Below are 16,947 nucleotides of genomic sequence, written 5' to 3' on the forward strand. Positions count from 1 at the left end.
GCAGTGCGCACTTATCGGAGAAACCACTATGTATCGCCTTATGGCCTTTCTGACCGTTCTGCTGTTATGCCCTTCCCTGCATGCTGCCCCGAAAAGCTACCTTATCGACACCGAAAACACCGCCATTCGGCTCTCGTGGCACGCCTTCGGCGGCATCCTCTCCTGGGCGACGTTCAGCGGCGTGACGGGTGCCGTAACGCTCAATCCGGATAACGACGTTGACGACCACATCCACGTCACCATTCCAGTGGCCACCCTGGTGGCCTCAAACACGCTGCTCACCTGGCAATTAAAAAGCGACATGTTTTTTGATGCGGAGCACTACCCGACCATCGAGTTCATCAGCTCTCGCGTGGTCGACCAGGGCGCCGGACGGTTCAGGGTGTTCGGCACGCTGACCGTTCGAAACATTGCCCGACCGGTGATCCTGGAGGCGGTGGTGAAAGACCCGCATGCGCAGGCCCTCACCCTGGATGCCACCACCGCGATATCACGCGCGTCCTACGGGATGGATAAGTTTGCGCTGGTCGTTGACGATCGTATTGCCATCGCCATTGCGATACAGACTAACAAGGTGCCGTCATCCTGAGATCACGCGCTGCAGCCGCTCAGCGTTTCCCCGCAGGTGAGACGGCGGGTTGCGGCCAATCAGGACAAACTGATAGCCCGCCTCCTGCCACCACGCCAGGTTCATGCTGTGCCGCTGCTCCTGTTGGAGCGAGACCGTCGTCTTCTCATCAACAGGCGAAATACAGAGGGCCATCGGGCCGTAGTCGGCGTTGATCCAGGCTATCTGCGCGATAGACGTCGTTTCATAGCGCAGCATGCGCACCATTTTAAGCTCTGCCCCCTGCAGGGTAAGCTGCGACAGGTTCAGCCTCATGCCGATGTCCTGCGCGGCCCGTTCCAGCCCGCGCTGAAGAACCGGCGTTGCGCTGTCCATATCCAGCAGCGTCTCGACGCTGTACAGGGACATATATTGCGCTTCGAGGTCGCGGATATGGGCGTTCTCATCCGCAGGCGCAGCTGAGGGACGCAGCAGATACCCCAGCCCGGAACCCACCAGCAAAAAGCTGGCCGAGGCGGCGATCAGCGCCCGTCGGCTGACGCCAGCCGCCGTCGAGGCCTGCGGGTCGGGAAGTGCCGCCAGACGCGCCTCCATCTCTGCCAAAGGCGCGTCGTCCAGCAGAGAGGCAAACGCCCCGGCGTAATCCTCGCTGCTTTTCATCAGCTCGGCGGTCCGCCCGGAGAGACGTTCGTCACGCTTCAACTGTTCTTCAAACTGCTGCGCGTCGGCGCGACACATCTCGCCATCTATCCATGCCACGATAGCTTCGTCGTTATAGGGCGGTGTAAAACGGTGCGCGTTCAAGAGCGTTTCTCCTTTACCGGAGGCAGTGCGTCAGCGGATCTGGCAAGCCGAGCCCGCGCCGTCGCCAACCGGCTCATCACGGTACCGATCGGCACCGCCAGGGTCTCCGCCGCCTCCTGGTAGGTAAAGCCTTCGATATAAACCAAAAATACCGCGTTGCGCTGGGCTTCGGGCAGCGCGTTTACGCGCTGCATCACCTTCAGGTAATGCAGGCGCGTCTCATTCTGTTCGCGGGTGTCGGGCGCCAGCAGCTCGTCGCTGGGGACAAATCCCTGCCCCTGTCGAACGTGTCGTGCCCGAAGCTCAGAGATCCAGATGGAGTGCAGGATCGCGAACAGCCATCTGTCGATGCGCGTGCCAGGCGTATACTGGCCGCTTCTTTCAAGCGCACGCACGCAGGTGGACTGAACCAGCTCTTCGGCGATATCCCTGTTTCGCGACAGCACCAGCCCATAACGCCAGAGGCGCGGCAGGTGTGCGGCGAGCTGTTGACGAACCTCACGGGTTGCGATGGGTTTTCCCTCCACGAGAAAATCAGGATTCCGGGTGTCCATTGATGGCGGCCTGCAGGTCACGGTACTCCTCGCAGGACTGGCCACAGATTCCGGCAATGACCTTCAGCTGTTCTTTCGCGAGGTCGGGACGTCCTTTCACCATCCACGCTTCACCGAGATACTCCCGGGCTTTGGCGTAATCCGGGGCGATAGCCAGCGCACGCTGGTAATAACCAATCCCTTCGTCCGTTCGGCCCAGTTTGCGCGTGGCGAACCCGCGATAGTTCCACGCTTCAGCCGTGTTGCCATTTTTCAGCGAATCCAGCAGGTTCAGCGCCGCCTGGTACTCGCCTTTCTTCGCGAGATGGTACGCATAGTTGGTTTTGTCCTGGTCGCTGAGGCTGCTGCTCTTGTCCGGCACACATTTCTGCGTGGCGCTGTCATACACCTGTCCGGAAGGACAATCAGGCGTTTTGCTCTCGGTACTATTATTGCCCATGGCCAGCGCCAGTGGAGATAGCAGAGAAAAAATCAGCACCGGGATCAAACGAAACGAGGTTTTGCGCATATAAAACTCCAGGGTGAGTGGGGAGTGACGTCAGTAAACGTCCGGGTGAGGATTTTTATTCATTCTTCGGTGAATTTTTTTCTGTCCTGAAGTCCTGCCCGCGCCTCAGTCCCAAAGAAAATAAATCAGCTTATTTTCTCTTTGCTTGCCCGTTATTATTGCTTACGCGTGATAGCAGAGTTTTAACCCTGTACAAGAATATATTTCATTACCTAAGTGACATAATATATCTTACATCAAAAACGTTACCCTAACTTAAACACACATTACGCGCGCTTAAATAATAACGTTTGACATGATATTTAAAATGCTCCCTACCAATTATCATACCGGGTCGTAAACGTTAAATAACAGAACCACAAAAGAAAACAAAAAGACAATAAAAACAATGATATAAAAAACAACAATTATAAAAAAGAGCAATCCATTAATGCCCCACTCATTGTTTCCATCTTTATTTACCAAAGCTTAATTTGCACAAGCCTCATTTTCTGTCTATATCATTTTTATATTCCAGAAACCAATTCCTCTATTAATTACAGGGTTTTATAAAATACAAAACACCCATTAAACGGTTTTTTCATAAGTCATTAGATTCGCTCTGATGTTGCCACTCTGACGCATGGCGGGCATCGTGCGCGCTGAAATCTACGGTGAGCGCTGTTTTATAACAGCAGCTGCGCCGGGGGCGCCCTTTACCTTCAGCAGAGATGGCTCGTCTTGCTCGCCGTTCATGACACTTCTGCTGGAGTAATAACAAAATGAGCCAAATCTCTGTTATTTCAAAACTTACTGGCGTAGAAACGACCCTGGAAGGCACACAGGTTACGCTGAACCATTCCTCTGTCGTTGAGCTTCACGTCGAGCGAGCGAGCGTCTCCCACTTCGCGCGAAGCGGTAACGACCTGCTGGTGACATTGCACTCCGGCGAGGTGATCACCCTTAAAAACTTCTATGTGACGGACGCGCAGGGCGTGAGCCAGCTGGTTCTGCAGGACAGCAACGGCGCGTTATGGTGGATTGAAGATCCGACCGGGGCCGCCACGTACGAATCTATCGCGTCCACGGACGTGCTGCTTGCGGCGTCAGGAAGTGACGCCGGTGGCGCCGCCATCTGGCCATGGGCCCTGGGTGGTATTGCCGCTGCAGGGGGCATCGCGGCCGCGGCAAGTAGCGGCGGCGGTGGCGGCGGTGGTGGCAGCAGTAACAATTCGGCCGATCCGGATACGACTGCACCAAATGCACCTTCCGGCCTTAAGTTCTCCTCAGACGGTAAAACCGTCACCGGTTCCGCCGAACCCGGCAGTACCATCGCGCTGAAAGACGCGAACGGCAACGTCATTGGTACAGGAAAAACGGGCAGCGACGGCAACTTTAGCGTCTCCCTCGGGACACCGTTGACCAACGGCGAGCAGGTAACCGCCACCGCAACGGATAGCGCCGGGAATACCAGCCAGGGTTCAAGCATCACCGCACCGGATCTCACCGCACCCGATGCACCCACGATTGGCAGCGTAATCGACGATATCGCCCCTCAGACGGGGACGGTGACCAACGGCGGCAGCACCAACGATCGGCGGCCGCAGCTCTCCGGCACTGCCGAAGCGGGCTCCACCGTGACGATTTATGACGGCGGAATAGCCATTGGCACCGCGGTCGTCGCCAGCAATGGCACATGGACATTCACCCCGTCCATCGACCTGAATGAAAGCACCCACCAGATTACCGTACGGGCAACCGACGCCGCCGGCAACACCGGGCCAGCCTCACCGGTATTCACCCTCACCGTCGATCTCACCCCTCCGACAGCGCCCACCGCGATTGTGCTGCTCGACGATACGGGCCTTATTCGAGGAACAATCACGTCGGGCGTGCCTACCGATGCCTCGCAGCCGATCCTGGCGGGAACGGGCGAACCCGGTGGAACCATCACCATTTACGATAACGGCGTGGCGATTGGCACAACGACGGTGCTGCCTAACGGTACCTGGAGCGTTACCCCTGGGGGCCCGCTCCCGGACGGAACGCACTCGATCACCGTCACTGAAACCGATGCCGCCGGAAACCAGAGTACGGCCTCTGAGCCTATCATCTTTACCGTGGACACCACGCCGCCGTCAGCCCCAGGAAACCTCGTGGTGTCGAATGATGGCGGCACCATCAGCGGCATTGGAGAAGCAGGCAGCACGGTGACCATCCGTGAAGGCGATTTCACCCTTGGCACAGTGGTTGTTGATAGCCAGGGGAACTTCAGCCTGACGCTGAGCCCGCCGAGGATCAACGGCGAAATCCTGACCGCTGACGCCACCGACACGGCGGGCAACACCAGTCCGACCACCTCCGCGGCGGCACCGGACATTACCCCGCCGCAGACCCCGGTCATCCTGTCGGTGATTGATGACGTGCAGGCCACCACCGGCCCGGTGGCCCAGAATGGGCTGACCAACGACCGGGCACCGACCCTGAACGGCACGGGCGAGGCAGGTTCGACCATCACGATTTATAACGGCAGCGATGCCCTCGGTACGGTGGTTGTTCCCTCCTCCGGCCAGTGGAGCTTTACGCCGCCCACACCGCTGACCGACGGCACCTGGGTGCTGACCGCGAAGGCGACGGATCCCGCCGGTAACCCGAGCGGGATATCAAACACGTGGACAATTAACGTTGACGGGACGGCACCTGGCGCCCCGATGATTTTACAGGTTGTAAACGATATTCCAGGGCAGACCGGCGCGATCGACGTGAACGGGACCACCAACGACGCCACCCCGACGCTCAGCGGTACCGCTGAAGCAAACGCGACGATCAGCCTGCGCGTGGACGGTGTTGAAATTGGTACAACCGTCGCCAATGGCCTCGGCGTATGGAGCTTTACCCCTTCCTCCTCAATCGGTGAAGGCCCCCACGCTCTGACCGCCGTCGCGACCGATGCGGCAGGCAACCCCGGCCCCGTCTCCAACACCTGGACCCTGACGGTTGACAGCGTCGCGCCTGCGGCGCCGGTCATTACCCAGGTGCTGGATGATGTGCCGGAGCGCCTCGGCGCGCTCAATTCTGGCGACAGCACCAACGACACCACGCCAACGCTCAACGGCACGGCTGACCCGGGCTCAACCGTTACCATTCGCCTGGATGGTACCAATCTTATTACGATCCCGATCGACGGCAGCGGCACCTGGACCTATACCCTTCCCACGCCGCTTGACGAAGGTCCTCATACCTTTAGCGTCGTCGCCACCGACGCGGCGGGTAACACCAGCCAGCCGTCAGACGACTTCACCCTGAATGTCGATATCACTGCGCCAGCGGCGGCCACCATCGCCACCGTAACCGACGACGTCGGCGGTGTACTGGGTTCGCTCAACAGCGGCGATACCACGGATGACACTCGCCCCCTGCTGCAGGGCACCGCCCCGGCAGACACGGTGATCACCGTCTATGACGGCACGACTCTGCTTGGCACCGCCATCCTCAACGGCAGCGGCGGCTGGAGCTTCACGCCCGTGACCCCGCTCACCGACGGTCCGCATTCCCTGACGGTGCACGCCACGGACGCCGCGGGCAATACCACCATCTCAACGCCATTTGAACTGACGGTGGATACCGTTGCGCCTGCCACGCCGGATATCCCGGCCATTACCGTCAATCCTGACGGCACAACAACGCCGCTGAATCCGGGCGAAACCACCCGCGACACCACGCCAACCCTGAGCGGTACCGGCAATCCGGGTGATACCGTGACGATCTACAACGGCGGCGTCAAACTTGATGATGTGCTCGTGGACGGTAACGGTAACTGGACATGGACACCAGCCACCCCGCTACCTAACGGAACCTATGACATCACTCTGACCGTCACCAACATGGACGGCACGGGCAACGAAAGCGCCCCGTCGCAGCCGGTCACTATTACCATTGATACCGAGGCGCCGGCTACGCCTGCGGCACCGATCGTCACCGACAGCGTCACCCAGATCACCGGCCCCGTCCCCAATGGCGGCACCACCAACGATCCGCGCCCGGTGCTGAGCGGCACCGGTACGCCAAACGACGTTATCAACATCACTGACACCGTTAACGGTACACCGACCGTTGTGGGCACCGTCACGGTAGACAGCAACGGCAACTGGAGCTGGCGTCCCGGCAGCGACATTGCCGAGGGCAGCCACGCCTATACCGCCACCGCCACGGATGAAGCGGGCAACGTCTCTGACCCGTCGTCAGCGATTACGATCATCGTGGATACCCTGGCGCCGGATACACCGGTGATTAGTGCAGTGGGCGGTGCGCCTGATGGTGGCTTTATCAAAGATACCACGCCGACAGTGGGCGGAACCGGGGTTAACGGTGAGACGGTAATCGTCTACAACAACGGCGTCGAATTGGGCCGTGTCGTGGTGGTGAACGGAGAATGGAGCCTGACGCTGCCAGCGCAAACGGACGGCCCGCTGAACATTACCGTGGCGGGCGTGGACGCAGCGGGCAACCTCAGCGCGCCGAGTTCAGTCTTTACCGTCACGCTCGACACCGTTGCGCCCGGGATACTGCAAATTAATGCCGTCTCAGACAGCCAGCTCACCAACAACGTGCTCTACACCCGCGACGGCACGCCGACCCTAACCGGGACCGGCGAGCCCGGCACCACCGTTATCGTCTCCGTCGACGGTACCGCGTCAGGTGTGCCGATCACGATCCAGCCGGACGGCAGCTGGAGCTGGACCGCAGGCACAACGCTCCTGGATGGTTCGCATACCTTTACTGTCTCGTCAGTCGATCAGGCAGGCAATCCGTCAAACGGTTCAGCGTCACTGAGCGTGACGGTGGATACCCAGGACCCAACCGCACCGGGCAATCTTAGCCTTGCTCCAGAAGGTACACCGCTGACCGGCACCGCCGAAGCAGGCGCACTCATCACCGTTAAGGATAGTGGCGGTAACGTCATTGGTACCGGGGTGGCGACCGGCGGCAGTTTCTCCATTGCGGTCAGCCCGGCCCCGCAGGATGGCGCGACCCTGACCGTGACCGCGACCGATGCTTCCGGACGTACCAGCGTTGATGCAACTTATAACGTCACCGGTACGCTTCCGAATCTTCCTGACGTGCCCGTGATCGTGGCCATCAACGATGACGTCGACCCAATCATTGGCGACGTGAAAGGCAAAACGACCAACGACACCACCCCAACCCTCACCGGTACGGCTCAGGCGGGGAGCCAGATCGCTATCTACCTGGACGGTGGCGTGACGCCCGTCTCGACGGTCACTGCTGACGGCAGCGGCAACTGGAGCTATACCCCAGCCGCGCTTGGCGAGGGGCTGCACACCTTTGAGGTGACCGCGACCCTCAACGGCCAGACCAGCGGCCGCTCTCCGGCGGCCAGCGTCACCGTTGACCTCACCGCGCCGGGCACGCCGACCATCGGCGCCGTGATTGACGACGTCGGCCCGGGCACCGGCCCGCTGACCAGCGGCCAGACCACCAACGACAACCAGCCGACCCTCACCGGCACCGGCGCGGTGGGCGATACCATCTCCATCTACAACAACGGCGTGCTGCTGGACAGTGTGGTAATCGGCAATACCGGCACCTGGAGCTACACCACGCCTGTCCTGGCAGAGGGCAATCACGTCCTGACCATCCGCGAGACCGATCCGGCGGGGAACCAGAGCGGTCCTTCGGCGGGCTTCACCGTCGTGGTGGATTCCGTTTCCGCCACGCCGGTCATCACCAACGTCACGGATAATGTGGGCAATGACGCCACCACGGTGGTCAGCGGCGAGCTCACCAACGACGCCACGCCAACCCTTACAGGGACAGCGGACGCAAACAGCGTGGTGACTATTTTCGACGGCGGCACCCAGATTGCCGTGGTCACGGCTGACAACACGGGTACCTGGACGTTTACTCCTGATACCGCCCTCGGCGAAGGCTCGCACAGCTTCACCGTCCGGGCGACCGACCCGCAGGGCAACCTCAGCGCGGTCTCCGCGCCCTGGAGCGTGGTGGTTGACCTGACGGCACCGACGGTTCCGACGCTGGATAATGTGAACGACGACGTCCCTGGCGGCGTCCTGGGTAACCTCACCAGCGGCCAGGTAACCAACGACAGCACCCCAACCATCAGCGGCACCGGGCTGGCGGGCAGCACTATCCACATCATGAATAACGGCACGCAGATTGGTACAACGACCGTTGACGGAAGCGGGAACTGGTCCTTTACCCCAACCACGCCGCTGGGCGACGGCAACTACGCCCTGCGCGCGTATGCAACGGATGCGGCAGGCAATGCCTCGGCCAACTCATCGGTCTTCGCCTTTACCGTGGATACCGCAGCCCCTGGTGTACCGGTAGTCACCAGCGTGGTTGATGATATCGGTCCGGTCACCGGGACGCTCACGTCGGGTAACAGCACCAACGACGCGCGTCCGACCTTCAGCGGCACGGGCGAAGTGGGTTCTACCGTGCACGTGCTCGTTGATGGCAACGAAATTGGCACGGCGGTGGTCAATGCCCAGGGCAACTGGAGCTTCACCCCGGGCAGCGATCTGGCCGAAGGTCCACACGCCATCACCTTTAACGCGACCGATGCGGCAGGCAACACCGGCGCCACAACGGCACCGTTTAACCTGACGGTCGATACGGGCGTGCCGTTAGCGCCGGTCATCTCGACCGCGGGTGACAACGTGGGCAGTATTCAAACCCCGCTCTCTTCCGGGCAGAGCACCGACGACACCACGCCGACGCTGAACGGCACCGCGACCGCCAACGCCACGGTTACCGTGTATGAAAACGGACAGCCGGTCGGCACCGTGCAGGCGGACGGCACCGGCGCATGGAGCTTTACGCCATCAGCGCCGCTGGGCAACGGCAGCCATACCTGGACCGCCACGGTCACCGATGCAGCGGGCAACGTCAGCCCGACCTCGCCGGGCTTTACCCTGATTGTTGATACCGCGGCACCGAACGCGCCGGTTATCAGCCAGGCGATAGACGACGTGGGCAGCATCACCGGCCCGCTCACGTCCGGGCAGACAACCGACGACACCGTACCTCGGCTTGTCGGAACCAGCGAACCGTTTGCCACCGTGAAGATCTATGAGGGCACCACTCTGGTCGGCACGGGCACCGCGGACGGCAGCGGCAGCTGGAGTATCTTGCTCACCACCACGCTGGCGAGTGGCCCGCACAGCTTTACCGCGCAGGCCACGGATGCAGCAGGCAATACCAGCGTGTCGTCCTCCAGCTTCAGCCTCACCGTCGACACCACGCCGCCTGCGCTGCCGGTGCTGACCAGCATTCTGGATGACGTGGGCAATGCGGCGACGCCGGTTGCCAACGGTGGGTTCACCAACGACGCGCAGCCGACCCTCAGCGGTACGGCGGAAGCGGGAGCCACGGTGAAAATCTTTGATAACGGCGTACAGATCGGCAGCGTGACGGCGACCGGCGGCGCGTGGAGCTTTACGCCTTCTCCGGCGCTGAGCAACGGCGCGCACACGTTGACCTTCACCGCCACCGATGCGGTGGGCAACGCCAGCGCCCCCACCGCCGGGTATGTGATTAACGTCGATACCCTCCCGCCAGCCGCGCCGGTCATCAGTTCGGTCATTGATGATGTCGGCAGCGTCACCGGCCCCGTGACCGGTACGAACCCGACTAACGACACCCGTCCAACGCTGAACGGGACTGCCGAAGCGAATGCCACGGTCCGGATCTACGACGGCATCACGCTGGTGGGCACGGTCACCGCCGATGGCAGCGGCAACTGGACCCTGCCACAAACCACCACCACGTTGACGCAGGGCACGCATAACTTTACCGCTACGGCCACCGATGCGGCGGGCAACACCAGCGTGGCGTCAGCCGTGACGACGATTATCGTCGATACGACCGCGCCAACGGCGCCGACCGGCACCTTCAACGCCGACGGTAGCATCCTGACCGGGAGCGCGGAGGCGGGCAGCACCGTCACTATCCGCTTTGCGGACGGTTCAACGGTGACCGCCATTGCGGGCAGCAACGGCACCTACAGCTACACCTTCATTAACAAACAGATCGAAGGTCAGACGCTGCAGATCACCGCGACCGACGTCGCAGGCAACACCTCCCTGCCGGGCTCTGCCCTTGCGCCGGTGGTGCCGCTCTCCGCCAGCAATAACGTTGAAGAGCTGAACCTCAGCACCACGGCGCCCGTCACCAACAGCCAGTACAGCGACTACGGCTTCCTGCTGGTCGGCGCCGTGGGCAACGTCCTGACGCTGATCGGTAATGACACCGCGCAGGTGAACTTCACGGTGGGCAACGGCGGCAGCGCGGACATCGTGGTAAACGCCAATGCCACGGGGGCGGTGCTCTCTCTGCTCAATACCCTTGAGCTGGTGGTGCAGCACTACGTTAACGGTGTCTGGACAACCGTGGTGGATACCGGCCAGCCGCAGTTTGCCGATCTCCTGACCCTCGGCGCCACCGGCGTCTCGCTGAACCTGACCGGGCTGGCCGACGGCAACTACCGCGTGCTGAGCTACAACACCAACCTGCTGGCGACAGGCTCCTACACCAGCCTCGACGTGGCGGTGAAAGAGACCGGTCCGGGTACGGTCACGGGCGATACCAGCCTCAACGGCAACGTGATCCTCGATACGGACCCGACCGCCGGCAGCGACAACGCGCCGGCCGGCACCACTATCTCCACGGTCACTAACGCGCAGGGCGTGACCACCAGCGTGAACGCCGACGGCACGGTGATCCAGGGCAAATACGGTACGCTGACCATCAACCGCGACGGCAGCTATACCTACAACCTGACTGATACCAGCGCCGCGGTCGTTGGCCGGACGGAGAGCTTCACCTACACCATCACCCATAACGGCGTCAGCGCGTCGGCAAACCTGGTGCTGTCTCTGGGTGCCGGTACGGTCATCAACGGCATTGTGGCAGTGGACGACACGGCCTCGCTGACCTTTGACACCACCGTGAGTGAGGTGAATAACGGCGCCTCGTCTCAGAACGGTTTTACCCTGGTGGGCATTAATCTCGGCAGCACGCTGGGGCTTAACCTGCTGGACGACCTGACCAACCCGATTATTTACAACGTGGAGGAAGGGACGACCCGCACCATGACCATCCAGGCCTCCGTGGGCGGCGTGGCGCTGGCATCGGTGTTCGATCTGTACGTCTATAAGTTCAACAATGCGACCCAGACCTTCGAGCAGGTTCGCGTCGAGTCGGGCTGGCTGCGCGCGCCGCTGCTGGGGGGCACGTCACCGCAGCTGACGCTGAACCTGCCTGCCGGGGAGTACCTGTTCCTGCTGAATACCGCGTCCGGGATCACCGCCCTGACGGCCTACACGCTGAGCGTCCTGCAGGACCATGTCTACAGCGTGGCGAGTATTAGCGAAACGACCACCGGCGACGTGCTGGCGAATGACCCGGTTCCAGCGGGCACGCTGGTTACCGAAGTGAACGGCGTGACGGTCAACAGCAGCGGCACCACCACCATTCAGGGGGAATACGGCACGCTGACCATCAATGCGTCCGGTCAGTACACCTATACCCTGAGGAGCGGCGTAGGCGCGGACCATATCAGCACGCCGGATACGTTCGTCTACACCGTTACCGCGCCTGACGGCTCGAAGGATACGGCATCGCTCAACATCACCCCAACCGCGCAGGCAATGAATGCGGTCAACGATGTCAGCGCCACGATGGACCTTACCTCGGTGCACCACACGTCGGTCTACTCGGATACCACCGTGGGCGTCGCCAGCTGGACCACGGCCCTGCTCTCGTCAACCCAGGGCAGCGGCAGCGGAACCTTCGTGGTCGACCCGAACACCGCGCTGCACAACGCGTCGCTGCACTTTAGCGTGGCCTCGCTGCTGGCGCTGGGCGGGCTGACGGTGAACTGGACGATTAGCGATGCCAACGGCGCGATCCGCAGCGGCTCCTTCAGCGGCGCCTCGCTGCTGGGCGGCAGTATCGACGTCCCGCTGACCGGGCTGGATCTCAACGCCGGGACCTATACGCTGAGCTTTACCGGTAGCGTACCGGGGCTCAGCGTCGGGACCATCACCATCACGCCAAGCGTAAACGGCACCACCTACTCGCTGAGTAATTTCGACGTCACCGGCAGCCACACCGTCAACGGCAATATCTTTGACGGCACCGACTCTGGCGGCGTGCTGGATCAGCTCCACTCGGTGGATACCCGTCTGAGCGTGACCGGCTACAACGGCGTAACCACCACGCTGGATCCGTATACCGGCAGCGCAACGGTGAACATTGTCGGCCACTACGGCACGCTGGCGATCGGCGCTGACGGCCATTACACCTATACCCTCAACAGCGGGGTATCGCTCTCAACCATGACCTCGAAGGAGACCTTCAACTACACCCTGACCGACTCTGCCGGAAGAACGGATACCGCTACGCTGACCATCAATATGGCGCCGCAGTTCATCAGCTCGGAACATAACGACGCCATCACCGGTACGGCCTACGGCGATACGCTGATTTACCAGGTGCTGAACAGTACGGTGGGGAATGCCACGGCGGGTAACGTCAGCAGCGCCGGAGGCGATCACTGGACCGGGTTCTCGCTGGCGCAGGGGGACAAGATCGACATCGGCGATCTGCTGGTGGGCTGGGACGGTAATACCGCCTCGTTGGGGAATTATATCCATGTCACACAAAGCGGTAGCAACACTGTGATCTCCATCGACCGTGATGGTGCAGGGTCCACCTACACTAATACTGCACTCGTTACGCTTGATAACGTTCAGACCACGTACGACGAGCTCGTTAACCAGCAACACATCATTACCTGATAGCACCTGCAAGAGATGACCCGGGCGCACAGCGCCCGGGCATTAATAATAAAGCTGTACTTTTTTATTAGGGACATGACATGGGAATGAAGATGCCTTACTGGTGGCTCTCGTGCTGCCTGATATCTGTGCCCGCTTTCTGCGCAAATCCGGCGGCAACCATCAATACCGGACAGCTTCGCGAAACGCAGGAACTCCCCTCGCTCAACGGTCGCGTGGCCCCGGTGGCTGGCAACGCCGCGCCCGGCTCATTACAGCTTGGCGAGGCCGTCAACCGTGCCGTCACGTGGCACCCGGCCATCAGCGAAGCCGTGGGCAAACTCTACCAGCAGAGCGAAGAGGTGGACGTCGCGAAGTCAAAATACTATCCGCAGATTAATGCCGGCGTGGACAACGGGTATTCCCACGACGGCGACCAGAACGGCTTTACGCCGTCGCTGGTGCTTTCCCTCTCACAAATGCTCTACGACTTCGGCAAGGTGGCCAGCCAGGTACGCGCCGAAAGCGCCGGCGTGGCCCAGCAGCAGGCTAACGTGCTGGTGAGTATCGACACCATCGCCCACGATACCGCTATCGCCATGGTACAGGTGCAAACCTGGCAGCAGATGGTCGACACCGCCAAAGAGCAGCTTGAGGCCCTCTCCTCCATTGGCACGCTGACCCGCCAGCGTAACGACGAGGGGGCTACGTCGCTCTCTGACGTGGTACAGACCGATGCCCGTATCGAAGGCGCGCGCGCCCAGCTGATGCAATACCAGGCCAGCCTGGACAGCGCCCGCGCGACGCTGATGAGCTTTCTCGGCTGGAACAGCCTGAACGCGATCAGCAATGATTTTCCGCAAAAGCTGGCCCGCAGCTGCGATGTCGCCGAGCCGGACGACCGACTGGTTCCCGCGGTACTCGCCGCCTGGGCGCAGGCTAACGTCGCCCGGGCTAACCTCGACTACGCCGACGCGCAGATGACGCCCACCGTCTCGCTGGAGCCGGAGGTGCGCCACTACCTGAACGATCGCTACGCGGGCAGCGACACGCGGGATCGCACCCAGTATTCCGCCTGGGTGAAAGTGCAGATGCCGCTCTATCAGGGCGGCGGCCTCACCGCCCGGCGTAACGCCGCCGGACATGCGGTGGAGGCGGCACAGTCCACCATTCAGCGCACGCGCCTTGACGTTCGCCAGAAACTGCTGGAAGCCCGCAGCCAGGTGATGAGCCTGCAAAGCACGCTGCAAATTCAGGGTCGCCAGGAGGCGCTCAGCGCACGCACCCGCGAACTGTACCAGCAGCAGTATCTGGACCTCGGCTCGCGCCCCCTGCTCGACGTGCTCAACGCCGAACAGGAGGTTTATCAGGCGCGCTTCACCCAGCAGCAGACCGTTGGTCAGCTGCACCAGCTGCAGCTCAACTGCCTGTATAACACCGGACAATTGCGTCATGCGTTCGACCTTGATAACCGCACCATCCAGACCGTGGAGATCCAGCCATGAAGCAGCGTGATATCCCGCAAGGTGAAAACATGACGGATGCGGCCCTGGCCCAGTGGGCGCAGGCCTTTGGCTTTATCGCCACCCGCTACCGCGTCGCCTGCTCGCCCGGCGCGCTGATCGCAGGCGCACCGTGGCTGAAAGGCAAACCGATGGTGCCCGCCCTCACCCAGCTCGCCCGTGAAGCGGGGCTGTCGTTTCAGCTGCTCACCGCTGACCAGCAGTCAATCAACAGCTGGCGTCTGCCGGTGGTGGTGGCGCTGAATGACGGCCGGGTCGGGGCGATCGAGCACTTCGACGGCGACGATACGCTGGAAGTCAGCTTCTTCGACGATCAGACCTACACCAACCGGCTGTCGATGACGGCCATGCTGCCCGCCATCCGCCACGTCATTGCCCTGCGTCCTCTCGCCGCGCTGAAGGACAGCCGCGTGGATGCTTATATCTCAAAATACCGTCCGGACTGGCTCTACCGGCTGGTGATGCGCGATCTCCGCCCCTACAGCTAGGTGATGCTCGCCGCGCTGTTTATCAACGTGCTGTCGCTTTCCGGGATCGTCTTTTCCATGCAGGTCTATGACCGGGTGATCCCCGCCCAGTCCTACCCGACGCTGTACGTCCTGACCATCGGGGTGCTGATCGCCACCCTGTTTGGCTTCGTGCTGCGCGTGGCGCGCGGCCACATTATGGATCTGCTGGGCAAGCGCTCGGATATGCGCGTCTCGGATCGCGTCTTCGGCCACGCGCTGCGGCTGCGCAACAGCGCGATTCCCCGATCCACCGGGAGCTTTATCTCACAGCTGCGCGAGCTGGAGCAGATCCGCGAGATGGTCACCTCGTCCACCATCTCGACGATTGTCGACCTGCCCTTCTTTTTACTGTTCGTGGTGGTGCTGGCGATCATCGCCCCGCAGCTGGCGTGGATCGCTCCGGTCGCGGCGGTGATCATGGTCCTGCCCGGCCTGCTGCTGCAGAAGAAGCTGGCGGAGCTGGCAAAGCAGTCGGCCCATGAATCGACCCTGCGCAACGCGGTGCTGGTGGAGAGCGTGCAGGGGCTGGAGGACATCAAGCTGATGCAGGCGGAAAACCGCTTTTTGCAGCAGTGGAACAGCTATATCCAGATCACCGCCGAATCCGGCCTGCGCACCCGCGAGCTGACGCAGAACCTGATCAGCTGGGGGATGACCATTCAGAGCCTGGTTTACGCCGCCGTGATTGTGGTCGGCGCGCCGATGGTGATCGACGGTACCCTGACCACCGGCTCGGTGGTCGCCGCCTCGATGCTGGCCTCCCGCATGATCGCCCCGATGGCGACGCTGTGCGGCGTGCTGGCCCGCTGGCAGCAGGTCAAAGCGGCAAAAGAGGGGCTGGACAGCATCATGCAGCTCCCTACCGAAAACCAGCGCGAGGAGACGCCGATCCGCCAGGACGTGCTGCGCGGCCACTACCTCTTTGAGCAGGCGCAGTTCCGCTATCAGCCGGACGATCCGCGCATGGCGCTGCGCATTAACCGCCTGGAGATCGTGCCGGGTGAGAAAGTGGCGATCCTCGGGCGCAACGGCGCGGGCAAATCGACCCTGCTGCAGGCGATGGCGGGCGGGATGGATCTGGCGGCGGGCGAGCTGCGGCTCGACGGCTTCAGCCTGCCGCATCTCGACGTGGCGGACGTGCGGCGCAACGTCGGCTTTATGACCCAGAACGCGCGGCTGTTTTACGGCACCTTGCGCGAGAACATCACCCTCGGCATGCCGCGCGCCACCGACGAAGAGATCTTTGAAGCGCTGGAACTGACCGGCGCGGCAAGTTTCGTGCAGAAGCTGCCCAAGGGGCTGGACTACCCGATCATGGAAAACGGCGTGGGGCTCTCCGGCGGGCAGCGCCAGTCGATTCTGCTGGCGCGCATGCTCCTGCGCGATCCGAATATCGTGCTGATGGATGAACCCACCGCCTCGCTGGACGAGCACACCGAGCGGGAATTCATCCAGCGTCTGGGCGACTGGCTCGGGCACCGCACCCTGATCGTCGCCACCCATCGCGTACCGGTGCTGGAGCTGGTGGAGCGCGTGGTCGTGTTGAAAGAGGGCATGCTGGTGATGGATGCGCCAAAAGCCCAGGCGCTGAGCAACAGCCGCATGCAGCAGCAACAGCAACAGGCAGCAACCGGACGGGAGTGGAAAAATGAAAATCAGTCAGCGTGACGTGGCGG

Annotated in this window: 6 protein-coding genes and 1 pseudogene; 4 read left to right on the forward strand and 3 right to left on the reverse strand. The window is 61.7% G+C overall.

The features are described from left to right. Positions 1–28 precede the first annotated feature (28 nt). On the forward strand, positions 29–589 hold the full coding sequence (locus HMPREF3143_RS22475) for a YceI family protein (RefSeq protein ID WP_070534314.1): 561 nt from the start codon (positions 29–31) through the stop codon (positions 587–589). On the opposite strand, the gene HMPREF3143_RS22480 is transcribed toward HMPREF3143_RS22475, so the two are convergent. The 3 genes from HMPREF3143_RS22480 to HMPREF3143_RS22490 are packed head-to-tail and all read right to left on the reverse strand — an operon-like array spanning position 581 to position 2,434. Continuing rightward, complete coding sequence (locus tag HMPREF3143_RS22480) at positions 581–1,372, reverse strand: anti-sigma factor family protein (RefSeq protein WP_070534315.1); 792 nt, start codon at positions 1,370–1,372, stop codon at positions 581–583. The two genes, HMPREF3143_RS22475 and HMPREF3143_RS22480, sit on opposite strands and share 9 nt — an antisense overlap. Then, complete coding sequence (locus HMPREF3143_RS22485; RefSeq protein WP_039024819.1) at positions 1,369–1,926, reverse strand: RNA polymerase sigma factor; 558 nt, start codon at positions 1,924–1,926, stop codon at positions 1,369–1,371. Before HMPREF3143_RS22485 ends, HMPREF3143_RS22480 begins: the two co-directional genes overlap by 4 nt. Further along, positions 1,907–2,434 carry a tetratricopeptide repeat protein gene (locus HMPREF3143_RS22490; protein WP_032675369.1) on the reverse strand — a complete coding sequence of 176 codons (528 nt, stop codon included), beginning with the start codon at positions 2,432–2,434 and terminating at the stop codon, positions 1,907–1,909. Before HMPREF3143_RS22490 ends, HMPREF3143_RS22485 begins: the two co-directional genes overlap by 20 nt. Positions 2,435–3,195: 761 nt before the next feature. Between HMPREF3143_RS22490 and HMPREF3143_RS22495 the strand changes: the two genes are divergently transcribed. The 3 genes and pseudogenes from HMPREF3143_RS22495 to HMPREF3143_RS22505 all read left to right on the forward strand — a co-directional run bounded on the left by HMPREF3143_RS22495 (position 3,196) and on the right by HMPREF3143_RS22505 (position 16,939). Next, positions 3,196–13,260 carry a BapA/Bap/LapF family large adhesin gene (locus HMPREF3143_RS22495; protein ID WP_070534316.1) on the forward strand — a complete coding sequence of 3,355 codons (10,065 nt, stop codon included), beginning with the start codon at positions 3,196–3,198 and terminating at the stop codon, positions 13,258–13,260. Between the two features lie 80 nt (positions 13,261–13,340). Beyond that, positions 13,341–14,744 carry a TolC family outer membrane protein gene (locus HMPREF3143_RS22500; protein ID WP_070534317.1) on the forward strand — a complete coding sequence of 468 codons (1,404 nt, stop codon included), beginning with the start codon at positions 13,341–13,343 and terminating at the stop codon, positions 14,742–14,744. Beyond that, a pseudogene (locus HMPREF3143_RS22505) lies at positions 14,741–16,939 on the forward strand (type I secretion system permease/ATPase). Before HMPREF3143_RS22500 ends, HMPREF3143_RS22505 begins: the two are co-directional and overlap by 4 nt. Positions 16,940–16,947 lie beyond the last annotated feature (8 nt).

The organism is Enterobacter sp. HMSC16D10, assembly GCF_001807145.1.
GTDB lineage: Bacteria > Pseudomonadota > Gammaproteobacteria > Enterobacterales > Enterobacteriaceae > Enterobacter > Enterobacter roggenkampii.

Bases quoted from the DNA above. Each gene is read 5' to 3' on its own strand.
- HMPREF3143_RS22475 (WP_070534314.1), top strand. From the start codon at position 29: ATGTATCGCCTTATGGCCTTTCTGACCGTTCTGCTGTTATGCCCTTCC.
- HMPREF3143_RS22495 (WP_070534316.1), top strand. From the start codon at position 3,196: ATGAGCCAAATCTCTGTTATTTCAAAACTTACTGGCGTAGAAACGACC.
- HMPREF3143_RS22500 (WP_070534317.1), top strand. From the start codon at position 13,341: ATGGGAATGAAGATGCCTTACTGGTGGCTCTCGTGCTGCCTGATATCT.
- HMPREF3143_RS22485 (WP_039024819.1), bottom strand. From the start codon at position 1,926: ATGGACACCCGGAATCCTGATTTTCTCGTGGAGGGAAAACCCATCGCA.
- HMPREF3143_RS22490 (WP_032675369.1), bottom strand. From the start codon at position 2,434: ATGCGCAAAACCTCGTTTCGTTTGATCCCGGTGCTGATTTTTTCTCTG.